Source organism: Flavobacterium taihuense, from assembly GCF_019351435.1.
Lineage (GTDB): Bacteria > Bacteroidota > Bacteroidia > Flavobacteriales > Flavobacteriaceae > Flavobacterium > Flavobacterium taihuense.
In genome coordinates, this window is record NZ_JAHWYN010000007.1 from 197,012 (window position 1) to 220,674 (window position 23,663).

The following is a 23,663-nucleotide window of genomic DNA, read 5'->3' on the forward strand; positions in this document are numbered from 1 at the left end:
AATATAGAGGATAGAATTTAGAATTGGATTTTAGTTTTTATATTTTGAGAAAAGAGCCAAAAACAAAAAGGATTGATCACAAATCGAGATTGGAATCTAAAACCTTTATTCAAAAAGTAAACATTTTTTTTGTAAATTTAGTTTTCCAACCACTTAAAACCAACCCATTATGATACGTAAAGCTACCTCTCAAGACTTAGATCAATTGACAAATCTATTTGATCAATATGTTGTTTTTTATAAAAACCCGTCCAATTATGAAAAGCACTATGCCTATCTAAAGGAACGTCTAGAAAATAATGAAGCAACTATTTTTGTAGCTTCTGAAGATGAAAATCCAGATAAGCTTACTGGTTTTGCACTAATCTATGTTACTTTCTCTTCATTGGCACTCAATAAAATTTTAATTCTAAATGATCTTTTCGTGGATTCTTCAGCTCGCAAAAAAGGAATAGGAGAAAAATTGATTTTACAAACTGTTGAATTAGCCAAAGAATTAGGCGCTAATGACATTCGATTAAGAACAGCAAAAAACAACACGGTTGCCCAAGGGTTGTACCATAAAATGGGCTTTGTAAGAGAAGACTTTTTATACAGCTATGACCTCGCCGTCAACTAATTACAAACACAAATAAATTAACCCCAAAATGTTAAGTAAAGAACAAATCATAAGTGACAGTAAAGAATTTAGCTTGTTTTCATGGTCAGCACAAGCCAATGTAAACCCAATTGCGATAGAAAGAGCCGAAGGTGTCTATTTATATGACTGTGATGGCAACAAAATAATCGATTTTTCATCTGGATTAATGTCGGTAAATATTGGTCATGGTGATCAAAGAGTTACGGCAGCTGTAGTAGAACAAATGCAAAAAGTAAGTTTCGTAACACCAACTTGCACCACCGAAATAAGAGCCAAATTAGCTAGAAAACTATCCGAAATATGTCCCGGTGACCTAAACAAAGCTTTCTTCACATTATGCGGTACTTCTTCCGTAGACAACGCTATCAAACTAGCAAGATTATATACGGGAAGACATAAAATAATTGGTAGATACAGAGCCTTTCATGGCGGTTCTATAGGCGGAATGTCCGTTGGGGGCGATCCTAGAAAACTGGCCAACGATTCCCAACAAATGCCCAATGCAGTATTACTGGACGATCCTTATTCTTTCTTTGGAATGAAAGATCTGGATGAGGCTACAAAATTGAGTTTAAGTTTGGAATATGTAGAAAGAATTATTCATTTTGAGGGAAAAACCAATATAGCGGCCTTTATTTTTGAAGGTGAAAGCGGTTCTTCCGGTTGTTTGCATTATCCAAAAGGATATTTGAAAGGAGTTAAAGCTCTTTGCGAGAAATATGATATCCTTTTTATTGCTGATGAAGTTATGGCTGGCTTTGGAAGAACCGGAAAATGGTTTGGATTTGAAAATCATGACATTATCCCTGACATGATTTGTATGGCCAAAGGATTAACTTCCTCTTATATTCCGTTGGGATGCTTAATGGTTTCAGACAAAATTGCAGCAAAATTCGACAACACTCCAATGATGATTGGGCTTACTTACAATGCGCACCCTGTAGCTCTAGCGGCGGCACTGGCTGTGATAAACATTTACGAAAGTGATAATTTGATTGCCAACACCAAAAAAATGGGAGTTTATCTCGAATCCAAAATAGAGGAAATGCGAGCTAAACATCCAAGCATGGGCTCTTTTAGAAACACAGGTCTTTTAGGATGTTTGGATGTGCTGAAAAATAAAAAAACGGGTGAACTAATCGCCCCTTATAATGCTGCCGCCGAAGATTTAAAAGTAACCAATCTTATTGCTGCCAAAGTTAGAGCATTGGGATTGTATACTTTTGTGCGTTGGGGCTACATTTTTATAGCACCACCATTATGCATCACTGAAGCTGAAATAGATGAAGGACTGGCTATTATTTCTCAAGCTTTATCAATTGCTGATGAACATTTGGTTTAAAATATAAAATCAAAAAAAAGAGGATTTCAAATGCGAAATCCTCTTTTTTTTACAGTCAAAAGTAAAACTAACAAATAGCATTGTTCTGAAATACTTTGTTGATTATTTCATATATTTTTTCTTTATCCAAAGGTTTTGTGATATAACCTGAAAACCCTGCTTTCATTATTTTTTCTTTTACTTCTGAAGAAGAATGTGCTGTTTGAGCAATTACAATACAATTCGGATTGTCTATTTTTATTTTTTCAAAAGCCTCATAACCATCTAATATTGGCATTTTTATATCCATAAAAATCAAATCAACATTAGGATTTGTGGCACTAATATCAACAACTTCCTGACCGTTTTTAGCTCTTATAACATGGTGTTTTTTATTTTCCAATATTGTTTTTAATAATAGAAAATTAATATTATCATCTTCAGCAACTAAAATGGTTTTGGCCTCTGCATCTTTACGCAAAGTATGTTCTTCAATTGCACTGACTGCTATCGCTTTTTCATCATAAATCAAAGGAATCTTAAACTTAAAAACAGAGCCTTTGCCATAAACCGATTCAACCGTGAGATTGCCTCCCAACATTTCTACATAAGCTTTTGAAATTGACAAACCCAGTCCTAATCCACTAAGCGAGATAGAATAATCATCTTCGACTCTCCTGAACCGATCAAAAATAACTTTCAAATCATTTTTGCTAATTCCAATTCCAGTATCTTCAACCCTAAATTCCAAAAAATTTTTATCAGAACAAATGGTGTATCCAAATGCTACATGACCATTATCTGTAAATTTTATCGCGTTTGTCAATAAATTAACAATGACCTGCTTCAATTTAACCTCATCAGTCAAAATATCATTCGCCAATTTAAAATTATTTTCCAGCAAATAAAACTGAATATTTTTGTCTTCGGGTATTGTTACTTTCAGTGTGCTGTACAACTCTTTCAAACATTTATCTATATTCAATCCTTTAAACTTCGGCCCAATTTGTTTGGCATCAATTTTAGACATTTCAATTAAATCCTCGATAATTGACACTAGGCTTTTACCACTTCGATTTATTATTTTTAGATATTTTTTTTTGTAATCTTCGCTTAATTTTTCGTCCATAAGCAAATCCGAAAAACCTATGATAGCATTCATAGGTGTCCTGATTTCATGTGATAAATTAGCCAAAAAAGTCGATTTGAGTTTATCGCTTTCTTCCGCTTTTTCTTTTGATTTTTCCAATTGGAAACGATTTTTTCTATGATCCTCAAATAAATTACCGATATAGCCAAATTCTCCAGGTTCCATTTTCAAAAGGCTAATTGAAATTTCACGATCGTTTTCTAAAATTGTAGTAACCAATCGTAAAGGCCTATACACCCATTTTCTCGAATAATGAATGGCGGCAATAAGACTAAACAAGGTAGCAATCACTATAATTAACAGTAATTCTTTGGTCTTTTCAAAATTAAGGTGCGAAGGTCTCTCAAACAATAATTTAGCCACTACCCTATTATCAGCATTTCTTAACTTTATAACAGAAGTTACCTTTTTGTTTCCAATAGTATCCATATTAACTTTGTCTAAAAGTTGAATTTTAGAACTACAGATTTCTTCTAAATTTTTAAAATATTTTTTATCCAATACACGAGCCATAAACATGTAGCCTGATGGCTTCGTTTTTACTTTTTTTGGATCATTTGAAGAATGAATCGTTCCACCAAAAACTTCTATTACTCCTTCGGGAACTCGCAAATAAAACCTGGAAAACCGGGATTTATATAAATGCATCATGGCTTGAACAGGGATGAAATCTTTGCTTTTAAAATTAGTCGTAGATGTATTAACAATGAATTTTTTCTTTAAATCATAAACTCCGATATAGTCCACTTCATAAGTAGGAAATTCATTTACAATATATCTTTTAAACCAACTCGTATCTTTTGATTTTGTAAAATCAACTAAAGCATCCCAATAAGTAAGATCGTTTATGGTGACAATTTGTGTTTTGGAATTGAAGTCAAACAACCTATTTACTTCGGTTGAATACTGATTAGAATTAGATTTAAAAACATCCTCCTCTTGCTGAACAGTATATAAATAAAGAGACAGAAATAATAATAAAAAAAGCGTACAAATTCCTACGATTAACAAAACCATTTTTGAATAAGTCGTTAATTTTAAAGTTAATTTCATTCAGTTATATGAATTACGTCGAAAATAGTGTTGCAATATAATGTTTTTTTTATAATACAAAAAAATCCAGCTCGTTAGAGACTGGATTTTAATTTTTAACAAACTAATTCGTGTTGTTGTATTTTTTCAAAAACTCCCTTGTCTTCAGACCCGATTCTTTAAGATTTTCATTCTTCCAATTTCCTTCTGAATTTGCTGATTTTTTTAGCATTGAACAGGTTTCGTCTTTATCGGAAATTGACCAAGTAATCCAGCTCAATTTTCTTATTTCCATCCAATCGATGTATTCTTGCCAAGCAACATAATTCATTGGCCCATCTCCCGAAGCTTCCATTCCAGCCGATTCAGAGACAAAAATCGGCAAGCCACTTTTTATTGCTTCATCTGTGTTGTCACGCAACCATTTTTCGTGGGTTGCCGCATAAAAATGCATGGTGTACATTAAATTATCATACCCTTTTATAGGATCTGCTGCAGGTAAATTTATATCCTGATCCCATTTTGGACAACCCACCAAAATAATATTATCTGGATCATTGGCTCGAATCACTTTGATTACTTCTTCGGAATAGGCTTTCACTTCAGGCCACGTTTCGTAGTCCGGTTCATTAAAAACCTCATAGATTACATTTGGGTACTTTCCATATTTCTTGGAGATTCCATCAAAATATTCTTTGGCTTCTTTCAAGTTAATATTATGGCTGTGCCAATCGATGATTACATAAATATCGGATTTGATGGCTCCTTTTATAGCAGCTTCGATTTTATCTTTAGAAAAATCGGGTTCCTTCATATAAGGATGCTCTCCTATTTCGATTCCCATTGCGGCGCGAACAATCGTGCAATCGAAATCTTTTTTTAACCAAGCTACCGTTTTTTCATTATAAAATCTTGGCCAGATACTATGCCAGCCCAAACTTACCCCTCTCAAAACAATTGGGTTTTGATCTTTATCTACCAGCTGTGTTCCTTTTACGCTAAGCTGTCCGTGTTTTTTTACGAATTGTGCGTTTGCCATACTGCAACTCAATGCAAGAAAAAACAGAATTATTTTTGATTTGAAGTTCATTTTTAACTATTTATTAGTTTCACGATGGATGATAATTTAGATTAAAAAAATACCTAACAGACTAAAAGAAAACTGTTAGGATAAAATATTTCAGACCTTTACAATTAAGGAATTAATTTTAATGTAATAACATCATGAGAGGCTATATCACCAGTGAAATTCTTTTTGGTTGTACCCGCTTCTTTGTTTTTCCAAAGGTCTTTGATTTTGAAGATTGATTTATTAAAATCGACTTCAAAGCCAAAATCAGCATCTTTGATTGGATTCTTTTTCCAATCGTAATTGATTTTTTTAGGAGCGTCGGTTCTGTTCAAGAAAGTGATTGCCCAAGCTCCATCGGATAAAGGTTTTACCCAAACTTCCAAGCCGTCTTCGGCAGAAAGTTTGAATCCTTGAATTCCCAATTTATCCTGATTTACGGCAATCAATTCTTTATTGGTCAAAATAGCCAAGGTCTCTTTGGACATTTTTCGGAAATCATTTCCTGCGATTAATGGCGAAGCCATCATGCACCACATCGCAAAATGAGTTTTGTCCTCGGTATTGGTCATTCCGTCACCGACTTCCATCATATCAAAATCGTTCCAATGATCTGGTCCTGAAAATTTACGGATATCTTTGCGCATTTCGGCAATTTTCATGAATCCCCAAGACGACCAATTCCCTTCTTCGTGATGGAACTCGCAATCAAAACATGGGTAAATATCACCCGATATTCTCCAAAGGTTTCCTATTGGTTTTCCCCAATCCCAAGGTTTGTTGTCACCCCACTCGCAAAGACTGAAAACGATAGGTCTTCCGGCAGTTTTTAAGGCGTTACTCATCGTGGCATAAGCTTCGGGAGCGTTGATTCCTGCAGTATTACACCAATCGTATTTTAAGAAATCAATACCCAAATTGGCATAAAAGCGTGCGTCTTGGTACTCATATCCTCGCGTGCCTGGATAGCCAGCGCAGGTATGGGTTCCGGCACAATTGTACAAACCAAACTTTAGTCCTTTGGAATGTACATAATCGATTAAGGATTTCATTCCGCTTGGAAATTTGATTGGGTCTGGGATTAGATTTCCATTGGCATCGCGCTCTTTTGTCATCCAACCATCATCAAGGACAATATACGTGTAACCCGCAGCCGCCATTCCGGTTGAAACCATAATATCGGCTGTTTCTTTTACGAGCTTTTCATCGATGTTGGTTTCGAAGGTGTTCCAAGAATTCCAACCCATTGGTGGTGTCATGGCAAGGCCTTCGAATTTTCCAGTGCCTTGTTTATAGACATTTCCTTGTGAGAAACCTTGAATTGCGATGCTTCCTAAAAGAAAGCTGAGAAGTATTTTTTTCATTTTTATATTTTTTATGTTTTTAAAGTTGTTTTCAATACTATCAAACAGGTTTTGGAGACCTGTTAGGATTGTACGTTTCTTAACAAGCTTCTTTTAACCTGTTAGGTACAAATGATTCAAAATTTTCATTTTATTTTTTTGTTTTTACCGCTAATTATCCTGTTTTGCAGAATTTGCGTGAGGGATGGCAGTGGAGCTCTCCCGATTTTTCATCGGGAAGCGGGAACGTACAGCCCTCCCGATAGCTATCGGGATTGTGGTCACGCCCAAACTATATTAATTGTTCATTGCATTTATTTTTATTTCGGCTTTTTTGAATCCGCTGCTGGTCGCGGTCACCGTAATTTCACCCGTTTCTCCAGTTGATTGTATTATCACTTGTGCCAAACCGCTAAACAATGTTCGTTTCCAAGTTGGGGCTGGCGTGAGGATTTGAATTGTTCCTGGATTGGTGTTCACGGTTCCCCATTTGTATTTGTAAATTAAAGGTACGGCAACAATCGTAATTGTGTTTTTCCCTGCACGGAGATTGGATTTGTCGAGTACGAAAGTGTCTCCTTTTTTGTTTTCAGGAATAGCATTTGCGATTAATTTTCCGTTGATGTAAATGGATTGCGATTGACCGATGCTGTTGTAAAACAGATTGATTTTGGTTTCCTCGAAATTTTCGGGCAAATCAAAATCGGTTCGATACACCACGGCTTTGGCTTTCTTGCCAAAAATGGTGTCACGGCTGTCTTTGAAAGCGCTGTCCCAATTGGAAATATCCAAATTATCGGCGGTTTCGGAAATAGAATTGACGATTTTTTCCTTAAGGTTCGAAATGTTGATAACCGTGTTGGTCTCCAAAAATTGATCGGGTTCTACCGAAGTGGGTTTTCCGTTTCCAACGCCGATTATTTTTCCAGGATCTGAAATGGAAAACGCAATTTCATTTTCGGAAGTAGGAACATGCAAGCCTGATTTGTCCTTGGTATCGACAGTAATCATGACGATATCCACGTTATTTGCTTTAAGGCTTTTTACGTTTGATTGCAAACCAATAGCAATAGCATCGGAAGTGGTTTTCACGGTTTCGGTTAGGATTTTCTTGCCGTTTTTATAGCCAATCGCTTCCAAAGTTCCGGGTGCATAGTTTACTTTCCATTCCAAATGCCCGTTTTTTTCCATCGCTTTTTTACCAAGACTTTTTTTGTTTAGAAAAAGCTCCACTTCATTGCAATTACTGTACGCCCAAACGTCAATGGGTTGTCCTTCTTTGCCTTTCCAGTTCCAATGCGGTAAAAGGTGCAAAACAGGTTCAGTCCCCCACCACGCTTTTAGGTACCAAGCATCGTCTTTGTAAAAACCACATTGATCGACCATTCCAAAATAAGAACCTGTTGCCGGCCACACATACGGAGTGGGTTCACCACGGTAATCAAAGCCCGTCCAAATAAACATTCCGCCCAGATACGCTCTGGAATCATAGTGTTTCCAACCCTGTTCGATACTGTGTGCATTCGCTGATTGCGGAAAATCGTAGGCCGGTTTATATTGTTTTTCGTTGTCTTCGAAATAGATTCCTCTTGTGGCAAAAGTAGAACCTTCTTCGGTTCCCCAACTGGCCAGATTAGGAAATTCACGATGGTGTTTATCTGTGGTTTCTTTACCTCCGTGTTTGATGTAATTGTAACCAACTACATCCACAGCTGTGGCAATTCCGTTATCCCAATTACCGCTAATTCCTGCCGTTATTCCTCTGGTAGTGTCTATTGTTTTAGCAAAATCCTGCATCGTTCTTGCCATTCGGGCTCCGATGCTATTTCCTTCTACGCCCCATTCTTCGTTGGCGATGGACCAACTGATGATAGACGGATGGTTTCGGTCTCGGAGTATCATCCGCTTTAATTCGCCCAACTGAACATTGGTAATTCCCATTAATCTAGTTTCGTCAATGACAACCATTCCAAGGCGATCGCAAGCATCCAATAACTCTGGTGTTGGTGGATTGTGTGAACAACGATAGGCATTGGAGCCAAATGATTTTAAAGTCGTAATTCGAAAATCCTGCAAACCATCGGGCATTGCCACTCCTACTCCTGCGTGGTCTTGATGGTTGTTAGTTCCTTTTATTTTTAGGTGTTTTCCGTTTAAAAAGAATCCTTCGTTGGCATCAAAACGCAAAGTCCTTATTCCGAAAGTGGTGGTTTGGATATCTACCAATTCGGTTCCTGTATAAATCGTGGTTATCATTTTATGCAAATACGGATTGTCTACTGACCAAAGCTTAGGATTTGTGATAGTCAATTCGTTTCCAAATTCTTTGGTTTCCATTGGTCTTAAATTCAGATTGGCCATTGTTGTCGTAGCGATTGATTTTCCGGCATTATCATAAACGGTTTGAATGATTTTGAAGCTTTGAAACTTACTTCCTTCATTGATTACAGAAACTTTAGAAGTCAGTTCGGCAGAATTTGAATTCAATTTGGTTGTACTCACAAAAGTTCCGTCTGCGGGTACGTGCAACGAACTGGTTTTGTTCAACCAAACGTGACGGTATATTCCGGCTCCTTCGTAAAACCAACCTTCTTCCATCATTGCATCCACTCGGACGGCAATGGTATTTTCTCCTCCATAATTAACATAATCGGTAACATCGTATTCAAAACCCAAATAACCAGAAGGATTGTTCCCCAGATAATGTCCGTTGAACCAAACTGTTGCATTTCGAAAAACACCGTCAAAGGCTATGTGGATCCTGCGTCCTAAATCGGCTTCGGGAATCGTTATTTTTTTGCGATACCAACCAATGCTTGTTTCGGGAAACGGACTTCCTATGTTTTTGAATCCATGGCTGTAACTCGCTTTTTCGCTGAAACCTTGTTGTACTGCCCAATCGTGCGGCAAATCCAATTTTCGCCAAGAGCGATCATCAAAATCTGTTGCAGCAGCTCCATCGCCATAAGTGGTTTTGGCTAAATAGGAAAAATAACCGGTTCCTGTATTAAAATCTTTGGCCACATCAAAAGGATGACCAAAGGCAAATAGCCAATTTTGATCAATAGAAATATGCTCCCGGTTCCAGCTCTTTGAAGTCGATTGCGAGAAAACAGAAAGACAAAAACTTAAAGATAAAAGTAACAGAAATGGTATTCGACTGAGATTTTTCATTTTACAATTTTCACAAACTAAAGAAGATTTTAACTTACAAGTTTAGTAAATAGTTACTAGATATAGTGATACTTTTTTTTCAAAATGTACCTAAAAAACAGCAAAAAGGAAAAATGCAAACTGTTCTAAAAAAAATATTCCCTAATTTTTCAATTAGGGAATATCTTAAACTAACTCAAATAAACTTAAACCAAATCATTTTAAAGCAAAACCTAAATTATCTATATAAAAAGTAGTGGCCGTACCATCACTCCCAAATACAATTTGTCCGATAGTAGCCGGTGCAACTGCCATCCCTAAATCAGACCATTTTACAACATAAGTTGCATATTCACTTGTGAGATTAAACCAAACTTCATGCCCCCAATCTCCCCCTACCACAACTCTCATTTTTGCCGCAGCTTTTAATTTCATTTGAAATTTAATTCCTATTGCATTTGCTGGAACCGGATGTCCTCCATTGGCCCACATATCAATTTGAAAACCAGACCAAGGTGTAATATCAACTTTAATCGCTTTATCACCTTGAGCCACTTCTTCGCGAGTAGTATTTTCAATATTAGTATTTGAAACTCCCCAACCACCAACACCATCAATACCCCAGAAAACATCATCATATATAGCACAACCTATTGCATCTGTAGATGTTGCTGTACCTGAAATATTACTCACTGAAATGTACTTTTTATCTGCACCTGCAGGCAATTTAATTTTAATTTCTGTCAAAGTTGACGAAATTACTGGTACACTTTCTGCTCCAACTTTAACAATCGGATTTAAGAAATAATTTCCATAAATTGTGATTACATCACCTTCTACCGCATTGATTGGATTAAAACTTCCAAAAGTCGGTGATGGGGGAGATATCACAAAATCGTAAACTATTGTTCCTAATTTTGTAACAACTTTTAATTTACTACTTGCATCTGCATAAGGTGTTTTCTCGTCAATTAATACAAATATCTCCGTATCCGTCACTAATACCGGATTAAAATAAGTGTCGAAATCATTAAAATAAATTTTTTCAACAGTAGTAAATCCTGAACCTCTAATGATATAGTAATTTTTTGGATCTCCTTGTGTTACTGGAACCAAATCTCCTTCTTCGGCTTTCGCTACACTCGTGATGGTTAATGTTCCTGAACCTGAATCGGCACTATCCTCACTACAGGAAGAAAAAACACCCAGTACCAAAAGTGCCATCGAAATAATGGACAATAGGTATTTTATTTTTATATTTTTCATATATGTAAAATTTGTTTGTTAGCAGTCATATATTATCGCCTTTTTTATTTATTGGTGTTTGCATACGCAAACTTGCTGTTAATGGCGATTTCATATTATCAATTTTAAAAATTATTTAAAAGTATATGGTACTGGCGCATCCAATAATTTTGGATTTTTTGCAACCTCATTATCTGGATAGTCCATATAAAAATCATTAGTAGCATGGTCCTCACTATATACCGGCGTATAGTAACGTGCACCATATCTGTCTCCTCTATTTTGTGCTGACATAATTGCGATTGCTTTTGCTTTATCGATACGTCCTAAATCAAACCAATAATCTCCTTCAAAACACAATTCTTTTCTTCTTTCAAGAAAAATATCATCAAAAGTTACAGAAGTCAAATTACTTAATCCAGCTCTTCTTCTTACTGCATTGATAGATTTCAAAGCTCCTGCATCAGAAGTGCTCCCTCCACCTGCCAAAACCGCTTCGGCATGAATTAACAATAACTCGGCATAACGCATTATATACGTATTGTTATCCATCATTGCCCAAGCATCCGCTGGACCTGTAGCAGCTCCGTTTACTACACCAACACAATATTTTTTAATCGCACCACCAGATCCTTGTGCTAAATCTTTCCCAGCAGGAACTGTAAAACCAATTCCTTCGGTTGTTTTCATGTTTGGATAAGTATCTCCTGCAACCATAATAGTTTCGTGTTTTCTTTTATCTTCAATACTATACAAGCTAAAAATCTCCTGAGCTGGTCCAAAAACTCCTGCATACGATGCATTTGAAGTTGATAAATCTCCATCTTTAAATCCAAATTGCGTATTACAGTTATTGGCAGAACCATAAGCTCCATCCCCTTTCCATTGAATAGCAAAAATAGATTCTTCGTTATTGTTGTTCCCATACGTAAACAAGTCAGCAAAACTTTTCGCAGGTAATTCATCACCACCTAACAATTTAAATTCACCACTATTAATAACGTCTTGTGCCATAGCTTTAGCATTAGCATAATCTTTTTTATACAAATATACTTTGGCTAACATTGCTTTTGCAGAACCTTTAGATACGTGTCCGTTACTGGCGTAATTGGCACCTCTGCTTTTTTCAACCAATAAGTTAATGGCTTTTAAATAATCATTTGTGATCAATTTATATACGTCATCAACTGTGTTCGTATTTACATAAGGATTACTGGTAAAATCCAAAGGATTTTCAATAATTGGCACTGGTCCCCAAAGTCTCACTAAGTCAAAATAAGCAGTAGCTCTCATAAAATAAGCTTCACCAATAGCGTTGTCTAATACATTTTTATCAACATCTGGACCAACTCTACTAGCCAAAAAGTTAATAATCATATTCGATTGTTGCACATTGGCCCATAATGCTGACCAACCGTTTACCAATTCTGGATCACTCCCATTCAAAGCAAAAGTCTTTAATCCACTAACATCAGGTGATCCCGAGTACATGTTTCCTGACCCCACTTCAATAGCCCACCAAAATTTGTTATACATCTGAAACCAAGTTCTACTGTACATCCCATTGGTTGCAGAACTGACCTGATCATTTGTACTGTAATAAGAGTCTAAACTTATCCCATCTTCTGAAGGTCTATTTGTAAAATCTTCCTGGCACGACCCAAACACGAGGAACGTTACCGCTACGAGCAGTAAACTATATCTATTTAAAAACAATTTCTTTTTCATTTTATCTTTTTTTAAAATTCTACGTTAAGTCCAATTGTAAATGTTCTGGCTACTGGGTATCTTCCATTATCAATTCCTGACAAAAGCACATTCTGATTAAATGAACCTATTTCTGGATCATAACCTGAATAATCAGTAAACGTAAGCAAGTTTTGAGCTGTACCGTATAATCTTAATCTTGTTACTTTAAATTTAGAAATAACATCAGAAGGCAAAGAATATCCTAGTGTAACATTTTGAATTCTGATGTAAGAACCATCTTCAACATAACGATCCGAAATCAATAGGTTATTATTTGCTGAATCCGCAATTGGTCTTGGGTTATTACTTTCTGTATTAGTATCAGAATAATAATCCATTGCATCTACAAGTTGATTGTCATATAAAGATGCATTTGTTGTTCCAGCTCTTTTGGTTAAATTCATAACATCATTACCGTATGACCCTTGTAAGAATATAGAACAATCAAAGTTTTTGTATTTGAAATTATTTGTAAATCCAAAAGTCAAATCTGGGTGCGGGTTTCCTATAAATGTTTTATCATTTGCATCTATTTTACCATCTCCATTAACATCTTTGTATTTTACATCACCTAAAGAAGTCTCTCCTGCCCCTGTTCCAACTGGCTGACCAAACTGAATTGGAGCATTGTTTAAAGTTGCCTGATCTTTAAATATTCCTTCGGTAACATAACCGTAAAACATTCCGATAGGATTATTAATCGTTGTATTGGTAACTACTACTGGTTGGTATCCGTTAGTATTAACTTCTTGCGTTAAAATAATTCCGTTGGCAATTTCATCTAAATTATTTTTATAATGCGACACAACCAAAGAAGTATCCCAATTAAAATTACCTGAAGATTTAAGGTTGTATCCTAATGTAATATCATATCCTTTATTACTCATTGTACCCAAATTAGAGTATGGAGCAGAAACCCCTCCGTATTGTGATCCACCTCCTGTTAAGTATAGTGGCAATGGTACTTGGAACAAAAACCCTTCCGATTTTTTATCATAAAAATCAACGCTCGCAAACAATTTCGATTCCAACATTGTAAAATCAATACCAAAGTTAGTTTGATTCAATGATTCCCAAACTAAATTTGGATTTGGATAATTTGCCGGTAAAAACCCGCTTCCTAATCCTGAGTTTTGCACATTCAACATCGCAGAATAGCTATTGTTTGGAATCTGTTGGTTACCAGTTTCTCCATAACCCAATCTGAATTTAATGTTGTCAACATATTTACGTGTTCCTTCCATAAAAGGCTCATTAGAAAGTTTCCATGAACCAGAAATTGCGTTAAACACCCCTTTTTGATTGTCAGTTGTAGGGTCAAACTTTGACGAAACGTCTTGTCTTGTCGAAGCCGTGATACTGTACTTATCATTAAAATCATAAATTACACGAGCAAAAAGAGAAGAAAGAGAAGCACTTCCTTTATATTGCGTTACTGTATTGTTATCAACATCAGCCAAATTTAAGGTATGGATAGAATTTGTTTTAAAACCTTGTGCAGACGCAATTAACCCTTCCCAATGAGAATCATTCGCTTCTTGACCTAATAAAATTGTAAAATGATGTTTATCGAAAGTTTTATCATAAGTCAGTAAGTTTTTAATATTTGTAGAATACCAATTTTGCCTTCTTACATCTAAATCTGCTAATAAATTTTCTTGACTACCCCATTTATAAGAAGGTCTAAAATCATCGTTTTCAGAAAATTCAGTATTTGCAGCAATCTCGATACGATATTTCAATCCTTTAAAAAGATCGGCTTCGGCATACATATTTCCTAAGAAATTTTTACGAACCAAAGTATTTTCTCTAGTCAAAGCTTCTGCAACTGGATTATAATAAGTTACACTTTGTTCTGATGACGGTGGTCCTGCAAATGTTCCATCAGCATTTCTAACTGGTATATCTGGTGATTGCAATAAAGTATTTGAGATTAATCCAGAAAAACTTTGATTTACTGTAATATTCTCATTGGTAATACCTCCTGAAAGATTTCCACCAACTCTAAGCCAACTCTTAATTTTAGAGTCCAGATTTAATCTTACAGTATATCTCTTTAATCCAGAATTAATAATAGTTCCTTCGTTATCCAAATAACTTCCTGATAAATAGTAACTAGTACCATCTTTTGCACCTGAAAAAGATAATTGGTGACTTTGTGAAATAGCCGTTCTATATACTTCGTCTTGCCAATCTGTTCCTGGTCCTAATAATTCAGGATGCGAAAATTCCTGACGTGTTTGAAATCCCCATAATTTAGCCAAATTTGTTTTTAGAGTGGCATACTCCGGCAAAGTTAAAACATCCAATTTATTGGTAACATTACTAATTGAAGTAAAATTTTCATAAGCAACTCTACCAGTTCCTTTTTTACCTGATTTGGTAGTAATAATAATAACCCCATTAGCACCTCTTGAACCGTAAATTGCAGTTGCAGAAGCATCTTTCAAAATGTCCATAGATTCAATATCACTAGGATTTATCATTGACAACGGGCTAACAGCATTGTTTCCGCTTCCTCCTGATGAAGAAAATCCATCTCTACCAGCCAAAGGACGTCCACTTGTAGATTTTCCTGTGGCATCTCCAGAAACAGGGACTCCATCAATTACGTATAAAGGTTCATTAGTCCCTGAGATAGAAGTAGTCCCACGAATCCTAACCGAAGCGGCACTTCCAGGAGCACCTGAGTTATTGGTAACACTTACCCCTGCAGCCTTACCTTGAAGCATTTGGTCTACACTTACTACTTTTAGGTTCTCAATATCTTTGGCTTTTACAGTAGAAACAGATCCATTGAGATTACCTCTTTTTTGCGTTCCATAACCAATTACAACGATTTCTTTCAAGTTTTCAGAAGCAGATGTCATAGTAACATTAAGCTTAGAACTTCCTTTTACCGCTACTTTTTTGTTATCAAAACCAATAAATGTAAAAGTCAATACAGCATTTGCAGGTACATCGATTGCGTACTTTCCGTCAAAATCAGAAGAAACGCCTTGTGCAGCTCCTTCAGGTTTAATATTAACTCCAGATAGCGGCAGATTATTAGCATCTGTAACAACACCCTGCACCTTAAGCTGTGCATTCATGATACCACAGGTAAATAGTAAGAACATCAATGGAACCTTTCTGTGGTTTACTTTCCAATGAATCAAGTTGGACAATAATTTTTTCATAATAAAAATTTGTTAGTTAAGTTTAATAATTTCCGAAAGGGTAATTCGGCTATTATTATTGGCATTAATAAATAATGATTTATAATTAACAAATTTATAACAGTAGTTAACATCAAATTAATATTATTATATCATTTCATGATAATATATTTTCAAAATGAAAAATTTAATTACACATAACAAAATTATAATCTGAATTTTTTAAATTATTACCATTTATTACCTATAATATATGCCATATAATTAATTTCAAAATAAAAAATGCTTCCCGAAAGACTCTTTCAGGAAGCATTTTAACAAAAAAATTAAAGTAATTACAAAATTCTCTTTAATCCTGAAAAATCATCACGGTATTGACTAGGTGTACATTTTTTAAAAGCCTTAAAACTTCTATTAAAATTGGCTATGTTATTAAACCCTGATTTGAAGGCAACCTCCGAAATACTTAGGTCTTTCTCGACTAACCACCTGGCCGCATAGCCAATTCGGATATCATTAATATAGTTGACAAATGTTTTTCCTGTGCGTTTTTTTATAAACCTATTAAAAGAAATCGTTGTCATATTAGCCACACCCGCCACTTCTTCCAATGATAATTTTTCAGCAAAATTCTTTTGAATATAATCATAAATCAATTTCATTTTATCATACTCTTCAAAAGTATCATTTTCAACGGTAAAAGTTGACAAAAGCCTTTGATTACGGGAGTTTGCAAGGTCATATAATATTGAAATAATCTCCAAAAAATAGTCCATACCATCCAACTTAGATATCTTTATTAACCGCGGAGTGAGCATTTCGGCTACTTGATTTGAAAATAAAATACCATGTACGGAACGATTAAACATCTCCTTTATAGGCGTCATAATTCGTCTGGACAACAAAAATTCATGAAAAAGATCGTTATGAAATTGAATTGTTATTTCGTGAATATCTTTGTTTTTACATTTATGCTGTTCCCAACCATGATACAAATTAGGTCCAACCAACACCAATTCTATATCATCAATCTCTTCTATATTGTCACCTACAACACGCTTCACCCCTTTTCCGTTCAATATAAAATTGATCTCAAATTCGGGATGATAATGCACTGGATAATCAAACTCATCTTTAACTCTATCAAAAACCAAAAAACTATCTTGTGCTGCAAGTGGAACTATTTCTCTGTGAAAATTTTTAAAAGCGCTCATAATTCATTTTTTTATTTGCAATAATAAGATATAAAATTGACAAAATAATATTAATCCAAAAGATCTTATTGCTATATCTTTGAAAAATGGATTTATTCTTTTAAAAGAAAAAATAACCACAAAAAATATAAAACATTTTAAAGCCGTTATTTTTTTAACATTTTGACAAAAAATTAATAAAAATATAAAATCACAGCTTTAAAATTTTAATCATTTGATATTCAATCCGAATTGATTTTGATTTTATTTTAAGCTAATAAAAATTCATTACAATAGATATGACAAAAACGAACTATATATACTCACTTTTTTTAACTTTTAGTACATTTTGCTCCTCTTATTCACAGAGCAGTGATACTAAATTATCATTATCTGATAAAAAAGCTACCAAAAACACCACACAGTTATATCAAAATTTATACAAAACAGCCAATAAAGGGATATTATTTGGTCATCAAGATGATTTGGCATACGGTGTAAACTGGAAATATGAAGAAGGAAGAAGTGATGTAAAAGATGTCGTTGGAGATTATCCAGCAGTTTACGGATGGGATCTGGGAGGTCTTGAAACCAAATCAGATAAAAATATAGACGGCATTCCTTTTGATAAAATGAGACAATACATCATTGACGGATACAATAGAGGAGGTATTATCACTATTAGTTGGCATTCCAACAATCCTTTAACAGATGGAAATGCTTGGGACACTACTCCAAAATCATTGGCTTCGGCTTTACCGGGAGGCGAAAGTCATGAAAAATATAAGGCTTGGTTGGATGAAGCTGCAAAATACATCTTAACTTTAAAGGATAAAAAAGGGAATTTAATCCCGTTGTTGTATCGTCCGTTTCATGAACTTACCGGAACTTGGTTTTGGTGGTGCAAAAACAATGGAAGCCCTGAAGAGTTTAAAAACCTTTGGAAATTTACTATTGATTATTTTCAAAAGAAAGAAGTTCACAATTTAATCTATGTGTACAACACTGCCGATTTCAACTCTAGAGAAGATTTCTTGGAATACTATCCAGGCTCTGAATATGTTGATGTTTTAAGTTTTGACAAATACATTTACAATGATCCTTTGAAAGACAATTCGTTTGTAGAAAATTGCCAAAGACAATTTGGAATAATAGATCAAATTGCCAAAGAGCAACATAAGATTATTGCTTTTGCAGAAACGGGTTACGAGGCCATCCCATATGACAAATGGTGGACAGACACTTTGATGAAAGCCATGGGATCATACAAAATATCCTATGTGTTGGTTTGGAGAAACCACGGTTGGCAGGAAAAAGAAAAAAAATTCCATTATTATGCTCCGTTCAAAGGGCAACTAAGTGAAAAAGATTTTATCCAATTTTACAATCTAGATAATATCCTTTTTGAAAAAGATGCAGCAAAAATAAACCTATATAAAAAATAAAGCCCAATGACTACAAACCCTAAAAAAACCATGGATTATAAAATCAGTTTAAAAGAAAAAGTTGGTTACGGATTAGGTGATGCTGCTTCTTCCATGTTTTGGAAAATTTTCAGCATGTATCTCATGTTTTTTTACACCGATGTCTTTGGGATAGCGCCCGCGGTGGTTGGAACTATGTTTTTGATTACCCGTATTTGGGATTCTTGCTTCGACCCCTTGGTGGGAATTATTGCGGATCGTACCAAAAGTCGTTGGGGAAAATTCAGGCCTTATTTACTGTGGACAGCTATTCCATTTGCCATAATTGGAGTACTGACTTTTTATACTCCAGACTTTGATGCAAAAGGAAAAATAATATACGCCTACGTTACTTATTCCTTAATGATGATGATTTATTCTATCATTAATGTGCCATACGCTTCATTGCTGGGAGTAATGTCTGGTGATAGAAAAGAGCGCACAACCCTTTCCTCCTATCGTATGGTTTTCGCCTTTGGCGGAAGCTTGTTGGCTCTGTGGTTAATTGAACCTTTGGTAACTCATTTTGGTGGAAGTTTAAATTCTAAAACAGGTTGGTTATACACCATAATCGTGTTTGGAATCATCACAACGATATTCTTTTGGACTTGTTTTTTTCTAACAAAAGAAAGAGTACTACCTATAAATGATGAAAAACCAAATTTAAAAGAAGATTTAAACGACCTTCTTAAAAACAGACCTTGGTGGATTTTACTAGGTGCGGGAATTGGCGCTTTGGTATTCAATTCTATCCGTGATGGAGCTGCAGTTTACTATTTCAAGTATTATGTTAGCAGCACTGTGAGTTATAGTTTCAATATTTTGGGAGAAAATTTCGCAATGACTCCAACCACTCTTTACTTGGTATTAGGACAAGCAGCAAACATTATTGGTGTAATTATAGCTACTCCAATTGCCAACAAAATAGGAAAAAAGAAAACCTTTTTCGGCGCAATGGCACTTGCATCAGTATTGAGCGTTCTTTTCTATTATTTAGGCAAAGAAAATATTGTACTGATTATGGTTTTCCAAGTATTGATTAGCATTTGCGCCGGTTGCATCTTCCCATTAATCTGGTCTATGTATGCTGATAGTGCTGATTATTCCGAGTGGAAACAAGGCAGAAGAGCCACAGGTCTTATCTTTTCGGCTTCCTCGATGTCACAAAAATTTGGATGGACAATCGGTGGTGCCGCTACTGGATGGCTTTTAGGATACTTTGGATTTCAGGCCAATGTAGTACAATCACTGACCGCACAAAACGGAATATTATTGATGCTAAGCATACTTCCGGCAATCGCCGCCGCACTATCTGTACTTTTCATATTATTCTACCCACTATCTGAAGAAAAGCTACAGACCATTGAAGACGAACTTAATGCCAAAAGAAATTTAAACAAATAATACTTGATTTAGAACATTCAATTATGAACACAACTGAAATAAAAGCAGATTTAAAACAAATAAAAATCGAGCTCGACAAACAATTCAATACTTTAATTCAAACAAAAAATGAACCACAAGACGGTATTGGAAACGGAATATACATTCGCTATAAAAACCCAATTTTAACAGCTGCTCACACACCGCTGGAATGGAGATTTGACTTTAATCCGAATACAAATCCATTGTTTTTGGAGAGAATTGCCATAAACGCCACATTCAATGCTGGAGCCATAAAATGGAATGACAAATACGTCCTTGTTGCCCGTGTCGAAGGAGCAGACAGAAAATCGTTCTTTGCCATTGCCGAAAGTCCAAATGGTATCGACAATTTCAAATTTTGGGACAAACCTTGCGTGATTCCACAAACAGAAGAACCAGACACCAATGTCTATGACATGCGTTTAATAAAGCATGAAGACGGATGGATTTACGGTATTTTCTGCACCGAAAGAAAAGATCCATCAGCACCAAAAGGTGACACTAGCACCGCTATTGCCAATGCCGGAATTGTACGTACCAAAGATTTAATCAACTGGGAAAGACTACCTGATTTGATTTCGAACACAGGACAACAACGTAATGTGGTTTTGCATCCAGAATTTGTAAACGGAAAATATGCTTTATACACTCGTCCGCAAGATGGTTTTATTGATGTTGGAAACGGTGGTGGAATTGGACTTGGGTTTGTGGAAGACATGACCAATCCAGTCGTAAAAGATGAAAAAATCATTTACGGAAAACAATATCACACCGTATATGAATTGAAAAATGGTCTTGGACCAGCACCTATAAAAACTGAAAAAGGTTGGCTGCATTTAGCACATGGAGTTCGTAATACTGCGGCCGGTTTGCGCTATACACTGTACATGTTCATGACAGATCTGAATGATATTGCAAAAGTGACACATGCACCAGCCGGACATTTTATGGCACCAGAAGGTATTGAAAGAGTTGGAGATGTTTCCAATGTTTTATTTTCTAATGGATGGATTGAAGATAAAGACGGAACTGTTTATATCTATTATGCTTCTTCAGATACCAGAATGCATGTGGCAGTTTCATCTGTAGATAAACTTGTGGATTACGTTATCAATTCTCCGGAAGATACCTTGACTTCTGCGGGTTCAGTTAATACAATTATCAAACAAGTGAATAAAAACAAAGAAATCTCATAATTGTGCAAGCCGATTTAAAAAATCTAAAAACAGAATTAAAGCTTGAGCTTCAAAGTATTCTTTCCTATTGGATGGAAAACACTATTGATAGAAAAAATGGAGGTTTCGTTGGTCAGATAGATTACAATAACAATACAAATAATGAAGCAGAAAAAGGGTCTGTATTAAATGCAAGATTACTATGGACCTTTTCTGCAGCTTATAAAATTTCAAATAACAAAGAACATTTAGACACTGCAAAACGAGCTTTTGAATACCTTTCAGAACACTTTTACGACAAAGAATTTGGAGGCATTTTTTGGAGTATCCATTATGATGGAACACCAAAAGACACCAAAAACCAAATTTATGCATTGTCCTTTGCTATTTATGGATTGAGCGAATATTATTCGGTTGCCAAAGATGAAAAAGCTTTGAAAATAGCCATTGCTTTGTATCAAAAAATTCAAACATACAGTTATGATGCCTCAAATGGTGGGTATCTGGAAGCATTTACCCGCGACTGGCAACCCATTGAAGATTTACGCTTGAGCGAAAAAGATGCCAACGAAAAGAAAACAATGAATACCCATTTGCATATCGTTGAAGGATATGCCAATTTATATACCGTTTGGAAAGACGAATCGTTACGAAAAGTCATTATTGAATTATTAGAAACCATCGAAAAATACTTCATCAATACCGAAACAGGTCATTTACGATTGTTTTTTGATGAAAATTGGGTAGAAAAGAAAGATGTTATTTCGTATGGACACGATATTGAAGCAGCTTGGCTTTTGTTACAATGTGCCGAAATTTCGGGAGATTCGACATTAATCGCCAATTATAAGAAACATGCTATTCAAATTGCGGATGTCACCAAAGAAGGTATAGACTCTGACGGCGGATTATGGTATGAATACGATCCCGAAACCAAAGAATTAATGGCCGAAAAACATTGGTGGCCTCAGGCTGAACTAATGATTGGCTACTTTACGGCTTGGCAACTTTCAGGGAAACAAGAATACTTAGATATCGTTTTTAAAAATTGGGATTTCACTCAAAAACACATCATTGACAAGGAAAATGGAGAATGGTTTTGGGGTATCAACGGTGATTATTCCAAAATAAAAAAAGACAAAGCTGGTTTCTGGAAATGTCCGTATCACAATAGCAGAGCTTGCATCGAATTAATTCACCGAATTTAAAAACACAAGATGAAAAACCTTCTTAAATCCATAGTTTTCAGCTCAATAATTGCATTAAACAGTTGTTCGAAAGACGATCCAGCACCCGATCCAGTTGTAGTAATTCCACCAGTTGTGGTTACTGATGTGTTAACAACACAAAACGTAAAAACCTACATGGTCGACAAAAATGCCACTGCCGAAACGGTTGCTTTATTTTTCAACTTAAAGAAATTGGCTAAAACCAAATTTGCAATTGGTCAACAAGATGCTTTTAATGGATTTTATAATAATGGTTCTTCAGCACAATCGGATATTAAAAAAACAACTGGGTATGAACCTGCGCTTTTGGGTTCCGATTTTATGTTTATTACCGACAAAAACAATAATGGTCAATCCAACAATTGGTTTTACCAACAGGAAATTATCATAACCGATGATGCCAAAGAAGCGTATGCCAAAGGCATGATCAACACTTTCTCTTGGCACATCAGAGAACCCAATAAAGAAGACAGCTTTTATGCCGCTGATATGACCACGGAACAAAAAACAACTGCTTTCAAGAGTATTTTACCCGGTGGTGTAAATAATGCCTGGTACAAAACAAAACTGGATAAAATAGCTAGTGTCATTTCGAATTTAAAAGGCTCCAAAGGGGAATTGATTCCAATTATTTTTAGGCCGTTTCATGAATTTGACGGAAGCTGGTTTTGGTGGGGAGCCGATTTTTGTTCACCAGAAGAGTACATAGCTGCATATCAATTTACCGTAGAATATTTAAGAGATACAAAAGGAGTTCATAACATTTTGTATGCCTTTTCTCCCGATAACTCCTACGCTACTTCAACCAATTATTTGAGCAGGTATCCTGGTGATGCTTATGTAGATGTTTTAGGAATGGACAATTATGGCGACTTGAATAATCTTGGACAAACAGGAGCAGACAAAGCCAATGCCAAACTTAAAATGCTATCTGGCTTAGCAATAAGCAAAGTTAAAATTGCCGCTATGACCGAAACCGGTTATCGAGTTACGGCAACTGTTGCTCCAGTTGCTAATTGGTTTTCTACTTATTTGTATAGCGCACTGACAGCAAATAGCATTCAGATAAGTTATGTTATGTTTTGGAACAACAGTCAAGATGGCTATTATGTTCCAACACCAACGGCTTCAAATGCGGGTGATTTTAAGACTTTTTCAACTAAATCCAAATCGGCTTTGGTAAATACCTTACCTAGCATGTATGTTTTACCGAATTAAGTTTTTAAAAAAAATAAGGCATATAAGTAAAGATTTTAAAATTTGAATAAATAAAATTGTAAACGAAATGCCCTAGCCCTGATTGCTTCGCCAGTTCACT

The 23,663-nt window shown here is 35.4% G+C and carries 15 protein-coding genes; 7 read left to right on the plus strand and 8 right to left on the minus strand.

The genetic code is table 11. The features are described 5' to 3' along the window. Positions 1-169 precede the first annotated feature (169 nt). Entirely contained in the window at positions 170-619 is a 450-nt protein-coding gene (locus KZH69_RS10220) for a GNAT family N-acetyltransferase (protein WP_219317340.1), read from the plus strand. A 28-nt stretch (positions 620-647) separates the two neighbouring features. Beyond that, positions 648-1,982, plus strand: a complete 1,335-nt coding sequence (locus KZH69_RS10225) for an aminotransferase class III-fold pyridoxal phosphate-dependent enzyme (protein ID WP_219317341.1) — start codon at positions 648-650, stop codon at positions 1,980-1,982. 67 nt (positions 1,983-2,049) lie between these two features. On the opposite strand, the gene KZH69_RS10230 is transcribed toward KZH69_RS10225, so the two are convergent. The 8 genes from KZH69_RS10230 to KZH69_RS10265 form a co-directional block, all read right to left on the minus strand. After that, positions 2,050-4,164 carry an ATP-binding protein gene (locus tag KZH69_RS10230; RefSeq protein WP_219317342.1) on the minus strand — a complete coding sequence of 705 codons (2,115 nt, stop codon included), beginning with the start codon at positions 4,162-4,164 and terminating at the stop codon, positions 2,050-2,052. A gap of 103 nt (positions 4,165-4,267) precedes the next feature. Continuing rightward, positions 4,268-5,233 carry a glycoside hydrolase family 5 protein gene (locus KZH69_RS10235; RefSeq protein ID WP_219317343.1) on the minus strand — a complete coding sequence of 322 codons (966 nt, stop codon included), beginning with the start codon at positions 5,231-5,233 and terminating at the stop codon, positions 4,268-4,270. Positions 5,234-5,337: 104 nt separating this feature from the next. After that, positions 5,338-6,576 carry a glycoside hydrolase family 27 protein gene (locus KZH69_RS10240; RefSeq protein ID WP_219317344.1) on the minus strand — a complete coding sequence of 413 codons (1,239 nt, stop codon included), beginning with the start codon at positions 6,574-6,576 and terminating at the stop codon, positions 5,338-5,340. Between the two features lie 276 nt (positions 6,577-6,852). Further along, positions 6,853-9,729, minus strand: a complete 2,877-nt coding sequence (galA, locus tag KZH69_RS10245) for a beta-galactosidase GalA (protein WP_219317345.1) — start codon at positions 9,727-9,729, stop codon at positions 6,853-6,855. Between the two features lie 195 nt (positions 9,730-9,924). Continuing rightward, on the minus strand, positions 9,925-10,974 hold the full coding sequence (locus KZH69_RS10250) for an IPT/TIG domain-containing protein (protein WP_219317346.1): 1,050 nt from the start codon (positions 10,972-10,974) through the stop codon (positions 9,925-9,927). A gap of 111 nt (positions 10,975-11,085) precedes the next feature. Continuing rightward, a complete protein-coding gene (locus KZH69_RS10255) occupies positions 11,086-12,681 on the minus strand; it encodes a RagB/SusD family nutrient uptake outer membrane protein (protein ID WP_219317347.1) in 1,596 nt (531 codons plus the stop codon). Positions 12,682-12,692: 11 nt separating this feature from the next. After that, positions 12,693-15,881: a SusC/RagA family TonB-linked outer membrane protein gene (locus tag KZH69_RS10260; protein ID WP_219317348.1), complete on the minus strand. Its 3,189-nt coding sequence runs from the start codon at positions 15,879-15,881 to the stop codon at positions 12,693-12,695. A 314-nt stretch (positions 15,882-16,195) separates the two neighbouring features. Further along, positions 16,196-17,074 carry a helix-turn-helix domain-containing protein gene (locus KZH69_RS10265; RefSeq protein ID WP_111408987.1) on the minus strand — a complete coding sequence of 293 codons (879 nt, stop codon included), beginning with the start codon at positions 17,072-17,074 and terminating at the stop codon, positions 16,196-16,198. 278 nt (positions 17,075-17,352) lie between these two features. Between KZH69_RS10265 and KZH69_RS10270 the strand changes: the two genes are divergently transcribed. From KZH69_RS10270 to KZH69_RS10290, 5 genes are read left to right on the plus strand one after another with little or no spacing between them, the layout of a single operon-like run. Beyond that, a complete protein-coding gene (locus tag KZH69_RS10270; protein ID WP_219317349.1) occupies positions 17,353-18,498 on the plus strand; it encodes a glycoside hydrolase family 26 protein in 1,146 nt (381 codons plus the stop codon). A gap of 6 nt (positions 18,499-18,504) precedes the next feature. Beyond that, complete coding sequence (locus KZH69_RS10275; protein WP_255557804.1) at positions 18,505-19,920, plus strand: MFS transporter; 1,416 nt, start codon at positions 18,505-18,507, stop codon at positions 19,918-19,920. Between the two features lie 23 nt (positions 19,921-19,943). After that, positions 19,944-21,137, plus strand: coding sequence for a glycoside hydrolase family 130 protein (locus tag KZH69_RS10280; RefSeq protein ID WP_219317350.1), 1,194 nt, complete (start codon positions 19,944-19,946; stop codon positions 21,135-21,137). A 2-nt stretch (positions 21,138-21,139) separates the two neighbouring features. After that, the gene (locus tag KZH69_RS10285) at positions 21,140-22,324 is read left to right on the plus strand and encodes an AGE family epimerase/isomerase (protein WP_219317351.1); all 1,185 of its coding nucleotides are present in this window, start codon (positions 21,140-21,142) and stop codon (positions 22,322-22,324) included. 9 nt (positions 22,325-22,333) lie between these two features. After that, positions 22,334-23,563, plus strand: coding sequence for a glycoside hydrolase family 26 protein (locus KZH69_RS10290; protein ID WP_219317352.1), 1,230 nt, complete (start codon positions 22,334-22,336; stop codon positions 23,561-23,563). The last annotated feature ends 100 nt before the right edge of the window (positions 23,564-23,663 follow it).

Bases quoted from the DNA above. Each gene is read 5' to 3' on its own strand.
- KZH69_RS10250 (WP_219317346.1), bottom strand. From the start codon at position 10,974: ATGAAAAATATAAAAATAAAATACCTATTGTCCATTATTTCGATGGCA.
- galA (WP_219317345.1), bottom strand. From the start codon at position 9,729: ATGAAAAATCTCAGTCGAATACCATTTCTGTTACTTTTATCTTTAAGT.
- KZH69_RS10230 (WP_219317342.1), bottom strand. From the start codon at position 4,164: ATGAAATTAACTTTAAAATTAACGACTTATTCAAAAATGGTTTTGTTA.
- KZH69_RS10290 (WP_219317352.1), top strand. From the start codon at position 22,334: ATGAAAAACCTTCTTAAATCCATAGTTTTCAGCTCAATAATTGCATTA.
- KZH69_RS10260 (WP_219317348.1), bottom strand. From the start codon at position 15,881: ATGAAAAAATTATTGTCCAACTTGATTCATTGGAAAGTAAACCACAGA.
- KZH69_RS10220 (WP_219317340.1), top strand. From the start codon at position 170: ATGATACGTAAAGCTACCTCTCAAGACTTAGATCAATTGACAAATCTA.
- KZH69_RS10270 (WP_219317349.1), top strand. From the start codon at position 17,353: ATGACAAAAACGAACTATATATACTCACTTTTTTTAACTTTTAGTACA.
- KZH69_RS10275 (WP_255557804.1), top strand. From the start codon at position 18,505: ATGACTACAAACCCTAAAAAAACCATGGATTATAAAATCAGTTTAAAA.
- KZH69_RS10280 (WP_219317350.1), top strand. From the start codon at position 19,944: ATGAACACAACTGAAATAAAAGCAGATTTAAAACAAATAAAAATCGAG.
- KZH69_RS10255 (WP_219317347.1), bottom strand. From the start codon at position 12,681: ATGAAAAAGAAATTGTTTTTAAATAGATATAGTTTACTGCTCGTAGCG.
- KZH69_RS10235 (WP_219317343.1), bottom strand. From the start codon at position 5,233: ATGAACTTCAAATCAAAAATAATTCTGTTTTTTCTTGCATTGAGTTGC.
- KZH69_RS10240 (WP_219317344.1), bottom strand. From the start codon at position 6,576: ATGAAAAAAATACTTCTCAGCTTTCTTTTAGGAAGCATCGCAATTCAA.
- KZH69_RS10265 (WP_111408987.1), bottom strand. From the start codon at position 17,074: ATGAGCGCTTTTAAAAATTTTCACAGAGAAATAGTTCCACTTGCAGCA.
- KZH69_RS10225 (WP_219317341.1), top strand. From the start codon at position 648: ATGTTAAGTAAAGAACAAATCATAAGTGACAGTAAAGAATTTAGCTTG.